This is a genomic window from Haloarchaeobius lipolyticus (assembly GCF_051208015.1).
Lineage (GTDB): Archaea > Halobacteriota > Halobacteria > Halobacteriales > Natrialbaceae > Haloarchaeobius.
This window is the reverse complement of the sequence record NZ_JBPKGF010000001.1, coordinates 205,813-222,846: the sequence shown is the minus strand read 5'-3', so window position 1 is coordinate 222,846 and position 17,034 is coordinate 205,813. Positions and strand designations below refer to the sequence as shown.

At 66.0% G+C, this 17,034-nt stretch carries 22 protein-coding genes; 18 read left to right on the top strand and 4 right to left on the bottom strand.

The window, feature by feature from the left end; translation table 11 throughout:
• Positions 1-37 precede the first annotated feature (37 nt).
• Positions 38-529: a YbhB/YbcL family Raf kinase inhibitor-like protein gene (locus tag ACSC1Y_RS01205; protein ID WP_435332723.1), complete on the bottom strand. Its 492-nt coding sequence runs from the start codon at positions 527-529 to the stop codon at positions 38-40.
• A 136-nt stretch (positions 530-665) separates the two neighbouring features.
• On the opposite strand from ACSC1Y_RS01205, the gene ACSC1Y_RS01200 reads away from it, so the two are divergent.
• The 10 genes from ACSC1Y_RS01200 (at position 666) to ACSC1Y_RS01155 (ending at position 6,795) form a co-directional block, all read left to right on the top strand.
• The gene (locus ACSC1Y_RS01200) at positions 666-833 is read left to right on the top strand and encodes an HEWD family protein (protein ID WP_435332722.1); all 168 of its coding nucleotides are present in this window, start codon (positions 666-668) and stop codon (positions 831-833) included.
• Between the two features lie 128 nt (positions 834-961).
• Entirely contained in the window at positions 962-1,318 is a 357-nt protein-coding gene (locus tag ACSC1Y_RS01195) for a hypothetical protein (RefSeq protein WP_435332721.1), read from the top strand.
• A 99-nt stretch (positions 1,319-1,417) separates the two neighbouring features.
• On the top strand, positions 1,418-1,753 hold the full coding sequence (gene cutA, locus ACSC1Y_RS01190; protein ID WP_435332720.1) for a divalent-cation tolerance protein CutA: 336 nt from the start codon (positions 1,418-1,420) through the stop codon (positions 1,751-1,753).
• 94 nt (positions 1,754-1,847) lie between these two features.
• Positions 1,848-2,327 carry a 50S ribosomal protein L11 gene (locus tag ACSC1Y_RS01185; RefSeq protein WP_435332719.1) on the top strand — a complete coding sequence of 160 codons (480 nt, stop codon included), beginning with the start codon at positions 1,848-1,850 and terminating at the stop codon, positions 2,325-2,327.
• A 269-nt stretch (positions 2,328-2,596) separates the two neighbouring features.
• On the top strand, positions 2,597-3,238 hold the full coding sequence (locus tag ACSC1Y_RS01180) for a 50S ribosomal protein L1 (RefSeq protein ID WP_435332718.1): 642 nt from the start codon (positions 2,597-2,599) through the stop codon (positions 3,236-3,238).
• On the top strand, positions 3,235-4,287 hold the full coding sequence (locus ACSC1Y_RS01175) for a 50S ribosomal protein L10 (protein ID WP_435332717.1): 1,053 nt from the start codon (positions 3,235-3,237) through the stop codon (positions 4,285-4,287). The genes ACSC1Y_RS01180 and ACSC1Y_RS01175 overlap by 4 nt, the downstream gene beginning before the upstream one ends.
• 6 nt (positions 4,288-4,293) lie before the next feature.
• A complete protein-coding gene (gene rpl12p / locus ACSC1Y_RS01170) occupies positions 4,294-4,635 on the top strand; it encodes a 50S ribosomal protein P1 (protein ID WP_435332716.1) in 342 nt (113 codons plus the stop codon).
• A 459-nt stretch (positions 4,636-5,094) separates the two neighbouring features.
• Positions 5,095-6,303 (top strand): tripartite tricarboxylate transporter permease, encoded by a 1,209-nt coding sequence (locus ACSC1Y_RS01165; RefSeq protein ID WP_435332715.1) that lies wholly within the window; start codon positions 5,095-5,097, stop codon positions 6,301-6,303.
• Positions 6,304-6,346: 43 nt separating this feature from the next.
• Positions 6,347-6,526: an HVO_2753 family zinc finger protein gene (locus tag ACSC1Y_RS01160; protein WP_435332714.1), complete on the top strand. Its 180-nt coding sequence runs from the start codon at positions 6,347-6,349 to the stop codon at positions 6,524-6,526.
• Positions 6,527-6,528: 2 nt separating this feature from the next.
• Positions 6,529-6,795, top strand: coding sequence for an elongation factor 1-beta (locus tag ACSC1Y_RS01155; RefSeq protein ID WP_435332713.1), 267 nt, complete (start codon positions 6,529-6,531; stop codon positions 6,793-6,795).
• A gap of 119 nt (positions 6,796-6,914) precedes the next feature.
• Here ACSC1Y_RS01155 and ACSC1Y_RS01150 read toward each other — a convergent pair whose 3' ends face one another.
• Positions 6,915-8,078 (bottom strand): cystathionine gamma-synthase, encoded by a 1,164-nt coding sequence (locus ACSC1Y_RS01150; protein WP_435332712.1) that lies wholly within the window; start codon positions 8,076-8,078, stop codon positions 6,915-6,917.
• Positions 8,079-8,193: 115 nt separating this feature from the next.
• On the opposite strand from ACSC1Y_RS01150, the gene ACSC1Y_RS01145 reads away from it, so the two are divergent.
• The 8 genes from ACSC1Y_RS01145 (at position 8,194) to ACSC1Y_RS01110 (ending at position 14,347) form a co-directional block, all read left to right on the top strand.
• The gene (locus ACSC1Y_RS01145; protein WP_435332711.1) at positions 8,194-8,484 is read left to right on the top strand and encodes a 50S ribosomal protein L21e; all 291 of its coding nucleotides are present in this window, start codon (positions 8,194-8,196) and stop codon (positions 8,482-8,484) included.
• 4 nt (positions 8,485-8,488) lie between these two features.
• Positions 8,489-8,845 (top strand): RNA polymerase Rpb4 family protein, encoded by a 357-nt coding sequence (locus ACSC1Y_RS01140; RefSeq protein ID WP_435332710.1) that lies wholly within the window; start codon positions 8,489-8,491, stop codon positions 8,843-8,845.
• 43 nt (positions 8,846-8,888) lie between these two features.
• The gene (locus ACSC1Y_RS01135; RefSeq protein WP_435332709.1) at positions 8,889-9,467 is read left to right on the top strand and encodes a DUF655 domain-containing protein; all 579 of its coding nucleotides are present in this window, start codon (positions 8,889-8,891) and stop codon (positions 9,465-9,467) included.
• A gap of 40 nt (positions 9,468-9,507) precedes the next feature.
• Positions 9,508-10,347 carry a 16S ribosomal RNA methyltransferase A gene (locus ACSC1Y_RS01130; RefSeq protein WP_435332708.1) on the top strand — a complete coding sequence of 280 codons (840 nt, stop codon included), beginning with the start codon at positions 9,508-9,510 and terminating at the stop codon, positions 10,345-10,347.
• Positions 10,340-11,593 carry a mechanosensitive ion channel family protein gene (locus ACSC1Y_RS01125; protein WP_435332707.1) on the top strand — a complete coding sequence of 418 codons (1,254 nt, stop codon included), beginning with the start codon at positions 10,340-10,342 and terminating at the stop codon, positions 11,591-11,593. Before ACSC1Y_RS01130 ends, ACSC1Y_RS01125 begins: the two co-directional genes overlap by 8 nt.
• Complete coding sequence (locus ACSC1Y_RS01120; RefSeq protein ID WP_435332706.1) at positions 11,594-12,187, top strand: HemK2/MTQ2 family protein methyltransferase; 594 nt, start codon at positions 11,594-11,596, stop codon at positions 12,185-12,187.
• Positions 12,188-12,269: 82 nt separating this feature from the next.
• Positions 12,270-13,274 (top strand): 5-methyltetrahydropteroyltriglutamate--homocysteine methyltransferase, encoded by a 1,005-nt coding sequence (locus ACSC1Y_RS01115; protein ID WP_435332705.1) that lies wholly within the window; start codon positions 12,270-12,272, stop codon positions 13,272-13,274.
• A complete protein-coding gene (locus ACSC1Y_RS01110) occupies positions 13,271-14,347 on the top strand; it encodes a methionine synthase (protein ID WP_435332704.1) in 1,077 nt (358 codons plus the stop codon). Before ACSC1Y_RS01115 ends, ACSC1Y_RS01110 begins: the two co-directional genes overlap by 4 nt.
• 46 nt (positions 14,348-14,393) lie before the next feature.
• Here the strand turns inward: ACSC1Y_RS01110 and ACSC1Y_RS01105 are convergent, their stop codons facing one another.
• Positions 14,394-15,215, bottom strand: a complete 822-nt coding sequence (locus ACSC1Y_RS01105; protein WP_435332703.1) for a class I SAM-dependent methyltransferase — start codon at positions 15,213-15,215, stop codon at positions 14,394-14,396.
• Between the two features lie 69 nt (positions 15,216-15,284).
• On the bottom strand, positions 15,285-16,940 hold the full coding sequence (locus tag ACSC1Y_RS01100) for a histidine kinase N-terminal 7TM domain-containing protein (RefSeq protein WP_435332702.1): 1,656 nt from the start codon (positions 16,938-16,940) through the stop codon (positions 15,285-15,287).
• Between the last annotated feature and the right edge of the window lie 94 nt (positions 16,941-17,034).

The following is a 17,034-nucleotide window of genomic DNA, read 5'->3' as shown; positions in this document are numbered from 1 at the left end:
GTGTCCCCACTGTGCGAAAAGTAGACCAGTGGCCGGGTTAGTGGCGCTCGTAGGTTCCGGTCAGTCGGGCCGAATCGAGCTGTGCGGCCTCGATGGCTGGTCTGAGGTCGTTGATGGATGCACCCGCCGGCACGTCGAGTTCTCTGTCGCAGGCGTACAGGGTGAACCGGTACGTGTGTGGGCCGTGCGCGACCGGCGGACACGGGCCGCGGTAGCCGACGGTCCCGAAGCCGTTCGACCCCTGTCGTGCGCCACGGAGTTCGTAGACCGTCTGCCCCAGTTTCACGCCCCGTGGCAGCCGGATGGTGTCCGCCGGGACGTTCCACAGCAGCCAGTGTACGAACGTCCCGCTTGGTGCGTCCGGGTCGTCCACGACGAACGCGAGTGTCTCCGTCCCCGGTGGAACGCGCCCGATGGCGAACTCAGGGGATTCGTCCTCCCCGTCGCAGGTGTACGTCGCGGGTATCGCATCGCCGTCCGTGAACGCTGCCGTCTCGAGCAGTAACTGGCTGGTGATTCGTGGAGTCATCGTAGTTGGTCGGTCGTGGCGCGTCGAGGCCACGGCCGGAAACCGTCTTCCGTGGTCGCCGCCACCACACAACATGGTACGGACGCCGCCACCATGAGGATGAGGCATTATATTCCCTCGGCTCCCAGTATACCGCATGACGAAGCTCCGGAAGCCGACCGCCCGCGAGTGTGAGCGGTGCGACAGGAAAGAGCGGTGGAACGACGAGGTGGAAGCGTGGCGTATCACGGAGGACGCGGTCGGGAACCCGCACTGCATCCACGAGTGGAACATCGATGGGACGTTCAGCCCCATCGAAGAGTAGTGACAGCAGGTTCCTTTCCCCCCCGAAGTAGCGTGCTGGTCGGAGACCATCGAAGACGCGATGACGAGTAGCACGACGACCGTCGCTCGTCACGAAGATTCTTCTGACCCCCAACCTTCAGCCGAGGTATGGACAGGGTCGCACCCGACGAGGCGTTCGAGTATGGACTGTCGCTGGTTGAGCGCGTCGCCGCAGTCGTGTTCGTCGGCGGCGTGCCGACGTTCTTCGGCGCAGTGCTGTTCGTCCGCGACATCGCACCCGTCCTGGGTTTCATCCTCATCGTCGTCGGCGCCGTCATCTCGCTCAGTGGGCTGGTGGGCCTCACGTACAAGGTCGTCGCAGACGGTGTGGCTCGTGGATTGCAGGAAGCTGCAGCCGCCGAGGCTGCAGACAAGTCGGTCGAGGTAAGGGCCGTCACGCGGACCGCGCGCGACGAGTCGGGACCGGAACGGAAGGCCGGGACGGAGCCGGACGACGAGGAGTGACGCCGCGATTGCGAGGAGTGACGCCGCGATTGCGAGGAGTGACGCTGTGACGGCGCCGGCGGGAGTACGCTTTTCTCCGTCGCCGGCGACCGTGCGCCCATGCCCACCCTCTACGTCACCGCCCCGCCGGATGCCGCCAGTGAACTCGCGACGACGCTCGTCGAGGAGCAGCTCGCGGCCTGCGTCAACCGCGTGCGCTGCCGGTCGACCTACCGCTGGAAGGGTGAAGTCGTCGACGACGACGAGGTGATACTGCTCGTGAAGACCACCGACGAGGCCTGCGAGGCGCTCGTCGAGCGCATCGAATCGTTGCATCCGTACGACGTCCCCTGCATCGAACGCTTCGAGGAGTCGTTCGTGCTGCCCTCGTTCGCCGACTGGCGCACCGATGCGGTCGACTCGCCGGCCGATGTGCCCGACGGCGACGCCACGTGACGGATGGCGACCCTGCTGCACGACGTTTGGGGGCCGGCCGGACTCGTCCTCACGAAAAGTAAGCGTTAAAAACGCCGCGAGGCACCTGTCACATATGGCTGGAACTATCGAAGCGCTCGTCCCGGGTGGCAAGGCCAACCCTGGCCCGCCGCTCGGCCCCGAGCTCGGTCCGACACCTGTAGACGTGCAGGAAGTCGTCAACGAGATCAACGAACAGACCGCTGCATTCGACGGGATGGAAGTCCCCGTCACCGTCGAGTACGAGGACGACGGCAGCTTCACCATCGACGTCGGTGTCCCGCCGACGGCCGCCCTCATCAAGGACGAGGTCGGCTTCGAGACCGGCAGCGGCGAACCCCAGAAGAACTTCGTCGCCGATATGACGGTCGACCAGGTGAAGAAGGTCGCCGCACAGAAGCAGTCGGACCTGCTCTCGTACGACCTCAAGAACGCCGCGAAGGAGGTTGTCGGGACCTGCACCTCGCTCGGTGTCACCATCGAGGGGAACGACCCCCGCGAGTTCAAGGAGAAGCTCGACGCCGGCGAGTACGACGACCAGTTCGACGACGAATAATCTCGGTCGTCGCCGTTCTACCACTTCTTCATCCCGTCTCCCAGCCGTGGCTCTCGCCGGAACCGTTCGGAAGTCGGAGAAGCGACGCACCGTGATGAGCGCCGCCGTCGGTCCCTCGCGAGGACCGTCTCACGGGCCGATGTGAGGGCTCCCCAACCCATCTCCGGTTCGACGGCTTTAAGTCCACGCTGGGCCACCGACCGAACGAGACAGGCTTTTGCCTGTTTCACTGACCCGTAGGAGCACTACGCGTACTACGGAGGTGAACGATGGCAGACCAGGAAATAGTAGACGCAGTCTCTCGCGCACTAGATGAGGCACCTGAGCGGAACTTCCGCGAAACGGTAGACCTCGCAATCAACCTGCGCGACCTCGACCTCAACGATCCGTCGCAACGTGTCGACGAGTCCGTCGTCCTGCCGTCCGGAACCGGTCAGGAGACCCAAATCGTGGTCTTCGCCGAAGGCGAGACAGGCCTTCGTGCAGAGGATGTCGCTGACGAAGTATTCAGCGGCTCCGAACTGGCCGATCTGGGCGACGACGACGACCGTGCAAAGGACCTCGCCGACGAGACCGACTTCTTCATCGCACAGGAGAACATGATGCAAGACGTCGCTCGTCACCTCGGTACCATACTCGGTCCGCGCGGTAAGATGCCGACTCCGCTCGGCCTCGACGAAGACGTTGTTGAGACGGTGAACCGTATGAAGAACACTGTGCAGCTCCGGAGCCGTGACCGGCGCACGTTCCACACCCGTGTCGGTGCAGAAGACATGAGTGCGGACGACATCGCCGACAACATCGACGTCATCATCCGCCGGCTGCACGCCAACCTCGAGAAGGGACCGCTCAACGTCGACTCCATCTACGTGAAGACGACGATGGGTCCCTCCGTGGAGGTGAACGCATGAGCGCACAACAGGCAGAGCGCAAGACCGAGAACCTTCCGCAGTGGAAGAAGGAGGAGGTCGACGAGCTCGTCGACCTCATCGAGTCCTACGACTCTATCGGCGTCGTCGGCGTGACCGGCATCCCGAGCCGACAGCTCCAGGCGATGCGCGCCGAGCTCTACCCGGACACCGTGCTCCGGATGAGCCGCAACACGCTGCTGACCCGAGCGCTCGAGCAGGTCGACGACGGCATCGAGGTCCTCACCGAGGAGCTCGAGGGCCAGGTCGGTCTGATCGCGACGGACAGCAACCCGTTCGCGCTGTTCAAGAAGCTGGAGGCGTCCAAGACGCCTGCACCCATCAACGCTGGGGAGATCGCGCCGAACGACATCGTGATTCCCGAGGGCGACACCGGTGTCGACCCGGGTCCGTTCGTCGGCGAACTCCAGCAGGTCGGTGCACAGGCCCGCATCATGGACGGGTCCATCCAGGTCACCGAGGACTCGCACGTTCTCGACGCTGGCGAAGAAGTCTCCGAACAGCTCGCCAACGTCCTGAGCGAACTCGGCATCGAGCCGAAGGAAGTGGGTCTCGACCTGCGCTCCGTCTACAGTGAGGGAGTCCTGTTCGACCCCGAAGACCTCGACATCGACGTGGACGCCTACCGCAGCGACGTGCAGGCTGCGGCGGCACAGGCCCGGAACCTCTCGGTCAACGCAGCGTACCCGACGGCTCAGACGGCCAACCTGCTCATCGCCAAGGCGACGGGCGAGGCCAAGAGCCTCGGTCTCTACGCAGCGATCGAGAGCCCGGACCTCGCGGACGACCTCATCCGGAAGGCCGACGCGCAGCTTCGCGCGCTCGCGGCCAACATCGAGGACGAGGAGGCTCTGCCCGAGGAACTGCGCGGCGTTTCGGCGCCCGCTGCCTCGGCTGAGGAGACTTCCGACGACGAATCGACTGACGACCAAGACACTACCGAGACCGCAGACGCCGCGGACGAAGACGACGCCGACGACGCCGACGGCGAAGACGACGGCGCAGCGGGCCTCGGCAACATGTTCGGATAACTTACAATGGAGTACGTTTACGCAGCACTCATCCTGAACGAATCGGGCGAGGAGATCAACGAAGACAACCTGACCGCCGTGCTCGACGCCGCAGGCGTCGACGTGGAGGAGTCCCGAGTGAAGGCGCTCGTCGCCGCACTCGAGGACGTCGACATCGAGGAGGCCGTCGCAGAGGCCGCCGCCGTCCCCGCGGGCGGCGCGGCCGCTGGTGGCGCCTCGGGCGGTGCCGACGAGGGTGGCGAGGACGAGGAAGAAGAGGTCTCGGACGTGCCGGACACGGCCGACGACGACGACGACGACGAGGAAGAGGAAGCCTCGGGCGAGGGCCTGGGCAACCTCTTCGGCTGAACTCGCCGTACCCACGAAACACACATTCTTTCGCGCGTCACTCCCGGAGTGGCGACGCCGTCGCTCGTTCGCATCCCCGTTACTGTCAATATAATGATAGGATACTTCGCCGTCTGGTGAGGAGCCGCTCGTGTGACTGCCATCCCCTGAACTCGATGGGTACGGTGCTGCAGCCCTCGCCGCTGCCCTGCTCGGTGTCGGTGCCCTCGCGACGGGTGCACTCCTTCCCGGTGCAGCCCTGCTGCTCGTCTCGTCGTTCGTCGTCGTACTCGCGATGCGCTCGCAGAAGGGAGCGAACCAGAAGGAGCGCGAATCGACGACCCGCAACGACGACCGTGGAAACGAGAAGAGTGACCACGAGCGTCGAGCAGAGGCCGAGATTTCGGTGGCGGACGGAGGCGGTGGGATCTAGATTTCTCACCCGACAGTTCTTGTACGAACGGGCGGCCAAGAGGGGCGATGGTCGTCGACGACTGGAGTCTCCTCGTGCTCGTCTCGGTCCTCGCTGGGGTCGCCCTCGGGACGGCGAGCGGACTGACGCCCGGGCTCCACGCGAACAACTTCGCACTCTTGCTCGCAGCCGCGGCACCAGCGGTTCCGGCGCCGCCGACCTGCGTCGTCAGCGCGATGCTCGCCGCGGGCGTGACCCACACGTTCCTCGACGTGGTCCCCGCGCTCGCGCTCGGGGTACCGGACGCGGCGATGGCGGTGACGGCCCTGCCCGGCCATCGGCTGGTGATGGCCGGCCGGGGACGGGAGGCGCTCCTGCTGTCGGCGTTGGGGAGTCTCGGAGCGCTCGCACTCTCGATTCCGGTAGCGGTTCCGGCGACGAGGATGATGACGGCTGCGTACCCGACGGTTCGGGGGAACCTGCCACTCGTCCTGTTCGGCATCGTCCTGCTCACGCTGGCCATCGAACCGTCGTGGCGGGCGCGAATCGGTGGCGTCGTCGTCCTCGCACTCTCGGGCTGGCTCGGCGTCGTGACGCTGCCACTCGAACCGGCGGCTCCACTCCCTGCGAGCATCCTGACGCCGCTGTTCGCGGGGCTGTTCGGTGCGCCCGTGTTGCTGGACGCACTCTCGGGGGAGGGAGTTCCGCCGCAGGACGACGCGCAGCTCTGTACCAGCCGCGGACGCGTCGCGGTCTCGACTGGTGCCGGAACGCTGGCCGGCGGCGCCGTGGGCTACCTTCCGGGCGTCTCGTCCGCCATCGCGGCGACGGCGGCACTGGCGGCGCTCCCCAGCGACGCGGGCGACAGGAGCTACGTCGTGGCGACCAGCGGGGTGAACACGGCGAACGCGGTGTTCGGGCTGTTCGCGCTCGTGGCGCTCGGGACGCCACGGAGCGGTGTGCTGGTGGCGGTCGACCGGGTCGGGGGGCCGCCGTCGCTCGGTGTTGCACTGGCAGCGGTCGTGGTCGCCGGGGCGCTTGCCGCGGCACTGGTGGTGACGGTCGGAGAGCGGTACCTCGCAGTCGTCGGACGACTCGACCCGTGGCGACTATCGGCGGGCGCTCTCTGTCTGCTCGTCTCGCTGTCGTGGCTGTTCGCGGGTCTTCTGGGACTGGTCGCGTTCGTCGCGGCGACGGGCGTCGGGCTCGTCCCGACGCGGCTGGGGACCCGGCGCGTCTACTGCATGGGTGTGTTGCTCGTCCCCCTGGCGACGTGAGCGAAAGACAATCGTTAAAACCGACCGGCCGGAAAGCCACGATATGAGCGAATCCGAACAGCGCGCACGACGCAAGTGCGTCTCCTGTGGGATCAACATCTCCGGGACGAACGCGGCCGCCTTCAAGTGCCCTGACTGCGGGCAGCAGATTTACCGCTGCGCGAAGTGCCGCAAGCAGAGCAACCTGTACAACTGTCCGAACTGCCAGTTCGAGGGGCCGTAAACATGGGAAAGGTCGCAGCCCGCATGAAGGTCATGCCGAACAGCCCGGACGTCGACCTGGACGCGCTCCAGGACCGTCTCGAGGACTCCCTGCCGGAGGGCGCCAAGATCAACCGCGTCGACCGTGAGGACGTCGCGTTCGGTCTCGTCGCGCTCTTCCCGACCGTCATCGTCCCCGACGACGCTGGTGGCACGGAAGCGGTCGAAGAGGCCTTCAGCGGCGTCGAAGGCGTCGAGAGCGTCGGCGTCGACGAAGTCGGCCGTATCTGAGCTGGTCGCTTCATAACCACTTCTTCCACAGCTACAGTCCGTACTGGCGAGACCAGCGTGAGAGATGCCGGAGAACGAGGGCCGAGAGTGCCGGAGAACGAAGACGGAGAGCTGGCCCGCTACAGCCCGGCCGCCTCGAACGCCCGCTCGAGGTCGGCTTTCAGGTCGCCGACGTGCTCGATGCCGACGCTGACGCGGATGAGGCCGTCCGTCAGACCCGCTTCGAGGCGCTCTTCTTTCGGGATGGCCGCGTGGGTCATCACGGCCGGCTGTTCGATGAGGGACTCGACGCCGCCGAGCGATTCGGCGAGCGTGAAGACCTCGGTCTCGGAGACGACGGTGCTGGCCTGGTCGAGGCTGCCGTCGACCTCGAAGCTGAGCATGCCGCCGAAATCGTCCATTTGTTCTGCCGCGAGTTCGTGGCCGGGATGGGAGTCGAGTCCGGGGTAGAACACCTTCGAGACGGCGTCGTGCTCGTCGAGCCAGCCGGCGATGGCCCGGGCGTTGTCGCAGTGGCGGTCCATCCGGACGGGCAGGGTCTTCGTCCCGCGGAGGACGAGGAAACAGTCGTGCGGGCCGGGCGTCGCGCCGACTGAGTTCTGGTAGAAGCCGATTCGCTCGTCGAGCTCCTCGTCGTCCGTGATGAGCGCGCCACCCACCACGTCGGAGTGGCCGCCGAGGTACTTCGTCAGCGAGTGGCTGACGATGTCGGCCCCGAGTTCGAGCGGTCGCTGGAGGTACGGCGTCGCGAACGTGTTGTCGATGGCGCAGAGGGCGCCGTACTCGTGTGCGACCTCACTCGCACCCTGGATGTCGACGATGGACATGAGCGGGTTGGTCGGCGTCTCCAGCCAGAGCAGCTCGGTGTTGTCCTGCATCGCTTCCTCGATGGCGTCGAGGTCGGTCATGTCGACGAACGTGAACTCGAGGTCGTACTGCTCGTAGACCTGCGTGAAGATGCGGTGGGTCCCGCCGTAGACGTCCTCACCGGTGACGACGTGGTCGCCCGCCTCCAGCAGGTTGAGCACGGTGTTGATGGCGCCCATCCCGGAGGAGAAACAGCGACCGAACTCGCCGCCTTCCAGGCTCGCGAGGTTCGCCTCGAGGTCCGCGCGGGTCGGGTTGCCCGTACGCGAGTACTCGTAGCCCCGGTGCTCGCCGGGACCGTCCTGCTTGTACGTCGAGTTCGCGTAGATGGGCGTCATAAGCGCGCCGGTCTCCTCGTCCGGTTCCTGGCCGGCGTGGATGGAGCGCGTCTCGATGCGGAAGTCGTCGTCGTCCATGCGCGGCACATCGACGTCGGGACGGGTTACTCTTGCGTTGCGACCCTGGAACATCGGCTGGCGGACGAACAACGTGCGTTTTATAACGGGCACGGAACAAGAGGGTCGTACGACTATGCCCAACTCGCACGGCCCACTCAAAGGGACGCGTAACAAGCTGAAGAACCACCCTCGAGAGCGCGGTACCTCGCCGCCGCAGCGCTCCATCCAGGAGTTCGAGGAGGGACAGAAGGTCCACCTCAAGATCGACCCCTCGGTCGCGAAGGGTCGTTTCCACCCGCGCTTCAACGGCCAGACCGGCGAAGTCGTCGGGAAACAGGGCTCGGCGTTCCAGGTCCTCATCACCGACGGCGGCAAGGAGAAGAAGCTCATCTCCGCACCCGCACACCTGAAGGCTCAGCAGTAATCGTATGACCATCTTCAAGGAGAAGCTCGACGAGGAGTATCTCACCGTCTCGGAGACGAAGGAGCTCCTCGCCGATATCGAAGAGGAGCGCGCGCTCGACGAGGACCGAGAGATGCGCTACGAGCTCGCCCGGGCCATCGAGCACGCGAACCGGTTCGCCGTGCTCTCCGTCGAGGACTCCAAGGCGCTCGTCGAGGACCTGCTCGAACTGGAGAAGGTCGAAGAGCCGACCGCGTACAAGATAGCGAACCTGCTGCCCCAGGACCGGACCGAACTCCGTGCCCTGTACGCCCAGGAGCGCTATTCGCTCTCCGGCGACGAGCTCGACGAGATACTGAACGTCGTCGCGAAGTACGCCTGACGCCCATCTTTTAAATACGCCCTCCCCGTATCATACTACTAGAATGACCGATTCCGAACGTGACGAGCAGCGACAGGTTCAGGCGGTCGTGCTCGATATCTTTCCGAACGGCCGCTCGAACGACGGACAGCGCGGGTTCGGGAAGGACCCGCTAGCGTACGCCCTCGGCACGCGAGACTTCCGGCTGTTCGAGATCTCGTTCCGCGAGAAACCGGACGTCGGCATCGACGACTACGTCGACGTCGAGCCACAGGCCGACAGCATCAAGCGAATCCGGCAGGTCGACTACGAGGACATCTCCGGCGGCGCCCAGGCGGAACTCGAGTACATCGTCAAGGACGTCGTGGCGAACGAGGAACAGCGGTTCGTCGACTTCTTCAACGAGGCACAGCCGATCACGCTCCGACTCCACCAGCTGAACCTGCTGCCGGGTATCGGCAAGAAGCTGCGCAACTCAATCCTCGACCAGCGCAAACAGAGGCCGTTCGAAAGCTTCGAGGACCTCGAAGAGCGTGTCCCCGGTCTCCACGACCCGCAGGGGGTGCTCGTCGAACGTATCCTCGAGGAGCTCCGCGACGAGGACCTCAAGTACAAGACGTTCGTCGGGCGAGCCGACGAGTAGGCAGTTTTACCCCGTTCGGTCCCATACCGTCCGCCAATCGATGAGAGACCCCGACGGACTGCTGTCGCGGGCCGGCGTACGCGGTGACCCCAACCGCGACCAGCACTTCCTGGTCGACGACCGTGTCCTCGACAGGCTGACGAGCTATCTTCCCGACGAGACGGACACCAGTCACCTGCTCGAGATCGGTGCAGGAAACGGCGCACTGACCGACCGGCTGCTCGCGATAGGTGACCACGTCACCGCCATCGAACGCGACCCGAACCTGGCTGCGTTCCTTCGCGAGGAGTTCGCCGAGGAGATCGCCGCGGGGCGACTCGACGTCGTCGAAGGTGACGCACTGCAGGTCGACCTGCCCGACTTCACCGCCTGCGTCTCGAACCTGCCCTACGGCGTCTCCAGCCAGATAACGTTCCGTCTCCTCCCGCTGGACCGTCCGCTCGTCCTCATGTTCCAGAAGGAGTTCGCAGAGCGGATGGTCGCAGAGTCCGGTTCAGGTGACTACGGCCGGCTCTCGGTGAGCACGCAGCACTACGCCGACGTCGAGATCGTCGAGACCATCCCGAAGAAGGCGTTCTCGCCGCCGCCGGCGGTCGAGAGCGCGGTGGTCAGATGCGAGCCGCGCGACCCCGACTACGAGGTCGACGACGAGACGTTCTTCCTCGACTTCGTCAAGGCGGTATTCACCCAGCGCCGGAAGACGATGCGGAACGCCGTCCGGAACACGGCACACATCTCGGGACTTGACGACGCAGACGCCGTCGTCGACGCGGCAGACGAGGAACTGATGGGCAAACGAGCCGGGAACGTTCCCCCGGCGACGTTCGCCGAACTCGCCACGCTGGCGGCGGACGTCGGCCGTGACGAGAGCGATGACTGAAGCGAGCGCGACGCTTTCGCCGCAGTCGGACGGGTACCTCACCTTGCAGACCCATCCGGACTGGTCCTGGCTCATCGACCCGATAGACTCGCTCGCGACGGTCGTCGACAATCCCGTCCTGAAACTCACAGTCACCGTGCTCGCGGTGGGCCTGATGGTCGGTATCGGCTACCTCACGACGAGACTCCAGACCCGGCTCCGCGATTCGTTCGGCGATGGCATCGCGGACCTCCTGACCATCGCCATCGTGGGCGTGACGTTTCTCACCTCGGCCATCATCGTCATCGGTGTCTGGGCGATGGCACAGGACCTCTCCGCCGCGCTCCGTGACTCGAACCTCATCGACCGAGGCGACGTTCCGAAGCTCATCATCACGCTCATCATCGGGCTGACCGCCCACCTGGTCTCGCGCGTCGTCAAGCGACTCGTCGAGCAGTTCCTGAAGACGTCCGAGGCCGTGACCGAGCATCAGCGACGGCTCACCTACCGGGTCAGCCAGGTCGTCATCTGGATAATGGCGCTGCTGGTCGTCCTGAGCGTCTGGGAGATAGAACTCACCGGCCTACTCGTCGGTGCCGGATTCGCCGGCATCGTGGTCGGTATGGCCGCCCGACAGACGCTCGGCGCCGTCTTGGCGGGCTTCGTGCTGATGTTCGCGCGCCCCTTCGAAATCGGTGACTGGGTCGAGGTCGGCGACAGCGAAGGCATCGTCACGGACATCTCCATCGTCAACACGCGCATCCAGACGTTCGACGGGGAGTACGTGATGATTCCGAACGACCTCGTGAGCAGCGAGCGGGTCGTCAACCGGTCGCGGAAGGGTCGGCTCCGGCTGGAGGTCGAGGTCGGCATCGACTACGACGCGGACGTCGACCACGCCGTGTCGGTCGCCGACGACGCGCTGGACGAGGTCGACGAGATACTCACCGTTCCGACCCCGCAGGTGGTGGTGAAGGAACTCGGTTCCTCCTCCGTCGTCCTCGCCACCCGATTCTGGATCGACAAGCCGAGCGCCCGCCGGATGTGGCGAGCCAACACCGCCGTGGTGAAGGAAGTGAAGCAGGCCTTCGACGCCGAGGGCATCAAGATCCCCTACCCGCAACGCGAGCTCTCCGGCCGTGCCGAGACCGGCGGGTTCCGCATCGCGGACGAGGGCGTCGCTGCAGAGAAGACCTCGCCTGCGGCGTCGGCGGACGGTGGCGAGGATGCGTCGGGTGGAGGGGCCAACGATGGAGGGAGCGAATAGATGCCGAAGGACCTCGCGGAGCGACGCGGTGTCGAGACCGAGGTGTACCAGCCCGCGGAGGACTCGCACCTGTTGGCGGAGGCGGCGGTCGACGACCTCGCCGGTCGAACCGGGGGACTCGCGCTCGAGGTCGGCACCGGCTCCGGCTACGTCGCCGAATCGGTCGCGGCGGAGACGGCCCTGGACGTGGTCGCCACGGACATCAATCCGCACGCGTGCCGGCAGGCCCGGGAACGCTCGGACCACGGCGTCTCGGTCGTCCGCGCCGACCTCGTCTCGGGGTTCAGAGACGGCGCCTTCGACGCGGTGCTGTTCAACCCGCCGTACCTCCCCGAGGACGCGGCCGCCGCCCGCGACGACTGGATGGAGGTCGCACTCACCGGCGGCGAGGACGGCCGTGCGGTGGTCGACCCGTTCCTCGATTCCGTCCCCCGCGTGCTCGCTCCCGGCGGGGCGGTCTATCTGCTCGTCTCCAGCCTGACCGGCGTCGACGAGGTCGTCGAGCGTGCTGCCGAGAACGGCTTCAGCGCCGTCGCTCTCAGGGACGAGTCGTTCCCCTTCGAGACGCTCACCGTGCTCAAACTGACGCGGTGAGACGCACGCCCTTCGAATTACTACGGCTCATTTGTCGGGTTCGAAAATATTAAAGGCCCGCATTTCCAAGCGAGGAGTACGAATGACAGAACTCGTCTCGACCACACCGGGGCTGTTCCCGCTCCCCGACTGGGCGAAAGCGGAACTTTCTGGCCTCAAAGGCCATCAGAAGCACGATCTCATCTCCGGCGACGAAGGACCGGAGATTCAGGCGGTCTACGAGAAGACGCGCGCGGAGGTCGTACAGGCACAGCAGGACGCCGGCCTCGACCTCGTCGGCGAGGGCCAGCTCCGCTGGGACGACATGCTCGCGCACCCGCTGACGGTGCACGACAACGTCGAGACCCGTGGCATCGTCCGCTACTACGACAACAACAACTTCTACCGCGAGCCGGTCGTGCGCGACGAGCTCACCTTCGACGGTGACGTCGCGGCCGAACTCGAGGCGACCGCGGAGCTCGTCGACGACGGGCTGCAGGCGGTACTCCCCGGCCCGTACTCCCTGGCCGACCTCGCGACCGACGAGTACTACGGCGACGAGGCAGACTTCCTCCACGCGGTCGCGGACTTCCTCGCGGGCGAGGCAGACGCCTTCCCCGACGTGGATACCCTGTTCCTGCTCGAGCCCTCGCTCGTCGAGAACGCTCCCGGCGAAGACCTCGACGCGGAGGTCCCCGAGGCAGTGACGACGGTCGCCGATGCGGTCGACGCCGAGGTCGTCGTCTTCCCGTACTGGGGCGCACTCGAGGAGAAGGTCTACGCACACCTGCTCGACGCCGAGGTCGACGCCGTGGGCTACGACTTCGTCAGCGACCATGAGCAGAACCTGTACAACGCACAGGAGTATGGCACCACGGACGACGTGGCTCTCGGACTCCTCGACGGCCAGAACACGCTCGTCGAGGAACCCCGGGCCATCCTCGACCGCGTCGACTGGGTCCAGGAGAACCTGCCCGTGACCGACTTCGGCAAAGCGTACGTGACGCCGAACACGGGACTGTTCCACCTGCCCTACGCCAAGTTCGAGGACAAACTGAACGCCGTCGGCGAGGCAGTCGCCCTCGCCGACGCGGAGGTGACAGCATGACGACAGAGAACCCCAACAGAGACCAGTTCAAGCCGGAGGACCACCCGAACGACCACTTCATCCTGACGACCGTCGTCGGCAGCTACGCCAAGCCCAAGTGGCTCAACCGCGCGAAAGAGCTGTACGAGGACGACGAGGCGGACTTCGACGAGGAGAACTGGCAGGAGGCCAAGGACGACGCTTCCCGCCTCATCACCGACGAGCACGAGCGCGCCGGTCTCGACGTCATCGTCGACGGTGAGATGCGCCGCAACGAGATGGTGGAGTTCTTCGCCCACCGCATCGACGGCTACGAGTTCAACGGACCCGTCAAGGTCTGGGGCCACAACTACTTCGACAAGCCGTCGGTCGTCTCCGAGGTCGAGTACGCCGACTCCTGGCTCGTCGACGAGTACGAGTTCACGGCCGACGTGGCGGAGAAGCCCGTGAAGGTGCCCATCACCGGCCCGTACACGCTCGCGAACTGGTCGTTCAACGAGGCCTACGACGACGACGAACAGCTCGCCTACGACCTCGCGGACCTCGTCAACACGGAGATAGAGAAGCTCGTCGAGGCCGGCGCTCGCTATATCCAGATAGACGAGCCCGCGCTCGCGACGACTCCGGACGACCACGCCATCGTCGGCGAGTGTCTGGAGCGCATCGCGGATGACATCCCGGAGGACGTCCGCATCGGCCTCCACGTCTGTTACGGCGACTACTCGCGCATCTACCCCGAGATTCTCGACTACCCCGTTGACGAGTTCGACCTCGAACTCTGCAACGGCGACTACGACCAGCTCGACGTCTTCACCGCCGACGAGTTCACGAAGGACCTCGCCCTCGGTGTGGTCGACGCCCACGTCGCCGAGGTCGAGTCCGTCGAGGAGATCAAGGAGAACATCCGCAAGGGCCTCGAGGTCGTGCCCCCGGAGCGCCTCATCGTCTCGCCCGACTGCGGCCTGAAGCTCCTGCCCCGGAAGGTCGCCTACGGCAAGATGAAAAACCTCGTAGAGGCGACCCGCGAGATAGAGGCCGAACTCGACGCCGGCGAGATAGAGGTCGCCGCATCGCCGGCACCGGCCGACGACTGAGAGAATCGGCCCCACCCGTTCTGTCGACCCTGTCTACGCCTCCTCTCTACCCTTCCAGCTCCTCTTTTCGCGCCTTCAGCGAGAACGTCAGCGGCAGGTCCACCGGTACGTCCTCGGGCAGCCAGAACCGCCCGCGGTCGTCCTCCTCCATGGTCTCGAACCGCTGCCAGGTACACCACGGCTGCTCGTGGAGGAACTCGATGGTGAGCCCACGGCTCGCAAGTGCCGTCACCACGTCGCCGAGGGAGTGCGCCCACTCGTAGTGGTCGGTGTGCTCGAACTCGGCGTCGCTGGCGTAGCTCCCCTGCACGTCGAAGTGCATCGTCTCGCCGGAGAAATACGGGTAGGCGAGTTCGGCGGTGTCGCCCGCGACGGACTCGAACATCCCGCCCAGCGGGTGGTTCTCCGCGATGTAGAAGACGCCGCCGGGTGCGAGGTGGCGAGCGACCGTGTCGGCCCACGCCTCGATGTCGGCGAGCCAACAGAGGACGCCGTAGGAGGTGAAGACGACGTCGAACTCGCGGTCGAGCTCGAGCTCGAGCACGTCCGCCTCGACGAACTCGGTCCGGTCGGCGAGGTCGGCTTCGTCAGCGAGTTCTTCCGCCGTTCTGACCGCCTCGCCGGAGAAGTCGACGCCCGTCACCCGTGCGCCCTCGCGGGCCCACGAGAGCGAATCGAGCCCGAAGTGGCACTGGAGGTGGAGCATCGTCGTCGCGTCGTCAACGTGGGGGCCAAGTTCGTCGCGTTCGAGGTCCCAGAGCGACGACTCGCCGGCGAGAAAGCCGTCGACGTCGTAGTAGTCGGAGTCGGGGTGGACCGCCGCCCGTTCGTCCCAGTTGCGGCGGTTCGCCTCGCGTTCGTGGTTCACGTCCAGCCCTGGTTCGTCTCCCGGCAAAAGCTTTCAGGAGGTGTGCGGTCCCCGTTCCCTGCTGCGACCTCAGTTCGCCCGGGTCAGCGTCAGCCGAACCACCGTCCCCGTCGGCTCGTTGTCGGTGAACTCTATCTCGCCGCCGACCGCCCGGACGGTCCAGTTGACCAGCCAGAGGCCGAGCCCCGACCCGTGCTGGAGCGGCGTCTCCTCCCCGGACTCCAGAACCCGACGCTCCTCCTCGGGGATGCCCGGCCCGGTGTCGGATATCGTGACGGTGACCTGGGTTGGGTCGGCTTCGACCCCGACGACGACCGTCGGGTCCGGCCGGTCAGCGTGGTCGACCCCGTTCTCTATCAGCTCGTACAGGGCCCACTCGAGGGTCGTGTGTGCGAGGACCGACTGGGTCGCACTCGCGGGCGTGACGATGGCTGCGCCGGGATACTCCTCTCGCACCCGTTCTGCGGCGCGGTCGATAGCGCTGCCGACGGGTATCTCGCGGCGTTTTGCCTCGGCGTCGTCCAGCGCCCGTTCGACGTACCTGGCCCGGTCCGACCAGTCGACCAGCTGTTCCGCCGCGTCCAGTACGGCGTCGAGGTGGACCTGGTCGTCGGTGTCGACGCCCGGCGCGAGCAGCTCGCCGTGTCCCAGGATGAGGTTCGTCTCGTGCCTGACGTTGTGACGGAGGACCCTGTTGAGCACGTCGAGGCGCTGTTCGCGGAGGACCCGGTCGGTCACGTCGTGCAGAGTGACGATACGGCCGACGAGCAGGTCGCCCGAGCGGTAGACGGGTGCCGTCTCCACGGTAACGTAACGTTCCCGCCCGGCCAAATCGTGCAACAGGAGGTTCGACGGTTCACCGGCGTCGACGGCCTCCCCGAGTTCGGCGTGGACCGAGCCGAGCTGCGCACCGACCGGGTCGCTCACCGCGAGGATGTGGTCGGCTGCGGGGTTGGTCTCCGCGATTCGACCCTGAGCGTCGAGGACGACGACCCCTGACGACATCTCCTCGACGACCGCGTCGGTGGCAACCGATGGGGAGACGGGGACGACCCCGAACAGCCGGTGGCCGAACAGTGCGACACCGAAGGCCACGGTCGACGCGGCGAAGCCGAGTGGTCCGAGGTTCAGCCCTTCGACCGGGCGGGCGTCGAGCAGCGTGGGGACCGTCCCGAGCCACGGGACGAGGATACCGGTCAGCAGGACCGCCGTGCGTCCCCGGTAGAGCTGAGGAACACGTCGTGAGAGGCCGAGGAGGACCATGGAGCCGACGAGGACGACGAGGTAGAGGTAGCCGACGGCGAGCCAGTAGACGTCCCCGTTCGTCCCCGTCCACGTCGCCAGCCCGGGGCCCGCAGGCTGGAACGACTCCACCTGTCGGAACCAGCCGTGGCTCTCGTTCGAGAAGACGATGCCGAGCGTCACGGCGGGCTGGAGGCTGAGCAGTGTCACGAGACGGAATGAGATGTCGTCGCGTCGGCCGGTGTACGCCAGCGTGAACAGCAACCAGGTGGGTGCGACGACGAGGATGCCGATCCACTCGACGTTGGCGAGGAGGAAGTACGTGTCCTGGGCCGTCGCGCAGATTCGGTACGCGTGCGCTCCCGTCCAGACGGCGATTCCGGCCGTCAATCCGGCGAACGGGAGTGCGCCCGGAACTGACCGGGCACGGAAGGAGTACCCTGACAGCACGATCATCGTGACGGTGACGAGCAGTAGCGCCACCGTATATGGATTTGTAGACGTCATCGAGGTCGGCCCGTCGTCGTCACGGCGACATGTACCAGTCGGTCGTGCTGTACCTCCAGACCCGGACTAC

Coding starts and splice junctions, on each gene's coding strand:
- ACSC1Y_RS01160 (WP_435332714.1), top strand. CDS start 6,347: ATGAGCGAATCCGAACAGCGCGCACGACGCAAGTGCGTCTCCTGTGGG.
- ACSC1Y_RS01200 (WP_435332722.1), top strand. CDS start 666: ATGACGAAGCTCCGGAAGCCGACCGCCCGCGAGTGTGAGCGGTGCGAC.
- ACSC1Y_RS01135 (WP_435332709.1), top strand. CDS start 8,889: ATGACCGATTCCGAACGTGACGAGCAGCGACAGGTTCAGGCGGTCGTG.
- ACSC1Y_RS01125 (WP_435332707.1), top strand. CDS start 10,340: ATGACTGAAGCGAGCGCGACGCTTTCGCCGCAGTCGGACGGGTACCTC.
- ACSC1Y_RS01145 (WP_435332711.1), top strand. CDS start 8,194: ATGCCCAACTCGCACGGCCCACTCAAAGGGACGCGTAACAAGCTGAAG.
- ACSC1Y_RS01165 (WP_435332715.1), top strand. CDS start 5,095: ATGGTCGTCGACGACTGGAGTCTCCTCGTGCTCGTCTCGGTCCTCGCT.
- ACSC1Y_RS01180 (WP_435332718.1), top strand. CDS start 2,597: ATGGCAGACCAGGAAATAGTAGACGCAGTCTCTCGCGCACTAGATGAG.
- ACSC1Y_RS01150 (WP_435332712.1), bottom strand. CDS start 8,078: ATGGACGACGACGACTTCCGCATCGAGACGCGCTCCATCCACGCCGGC.
- cutA (WP_435332720.1), top strand. CDS start 1,418: ATGCCCACCCTCTACGTCACCGCCCCGCCGGATGCCGCCAGTGAACTC.
- ACSC1Y_RS01195 (WP_435332721.1), top strand. CDS start 962: ATGGACAGGGTCGCACCCGACGAGGCGTTCGAGTATGGACTGTCGCTG.
- ACSC1Y_RS01175 (WP_435332717.1), top strand. CDS start 3,235: ATGAGCGCACAACAGGCAGAGCGCAAGACCGAGAACCTTCCGCAGTGG.
- ACSC1Y_RS01205 (WP_435332723.1), bottom strand. CDS start 529: ATGACTCCACGAATCACCAGCCAGTTACTGCTCGAGACGGCAGCGTTC.
- ACSC1Y_RS01155 (WP_435332713.1), top strand. CDS start 6,529: ATGGGAAAGGTCGCAGCCCGCATGAAGGTCATGCCGAACAGCCCGGAC.
- ACSC1Y_RS01110 (WP_435332704.1), top strand. CDS start 13,271: ATGACGACAGAGAACCCCAACAGAGACCAGTTCAAGCCGGAGGACCAC.
- rpl12p (WP_435332716.1), top strand. CDS start 4,294: ATGGAGTACGTTTACGCAGCACTCATCCTGAACGAATCGGGCGAGGAG.
- ACSC1Y_RS01140 (WP_435332710.1), top strand. CDS start 8,489: ATGACCATCTTCAAGGAGAAGCTCGACGAGGAGTATCTCACCGTCTCG.
- ACSC1Y_RS01120 (WP_435332706.1), top strand. CDS start 11,594: ATGCCGAAGGACCTCGCGGAGCGACGCGGTGTCGAGACCGAGGTGTAC.
- ACSC1Y_RS01130 (WP_435332708.1), top strand. CDS start 9,508: ATGAGAGACCCCGACGGACTGCTGTCGCGGGCCGGCGTACGCGGTGAC.
- ACSC1Y_RS01185 (WP_435332719.1), top strand. CDS start 1,848: ATGGCTGGAACTATCGAAGCGCTCGTCCCGGGTGGCAAGGCCAACCCT.
- ACSC1Y_RS01115 (WP_435332705.1), top strand. CDS start 12,270: ATGACAGAACTCGTCTCGACCACACCGGGGCTGTTCCCGCTCCCCGAC.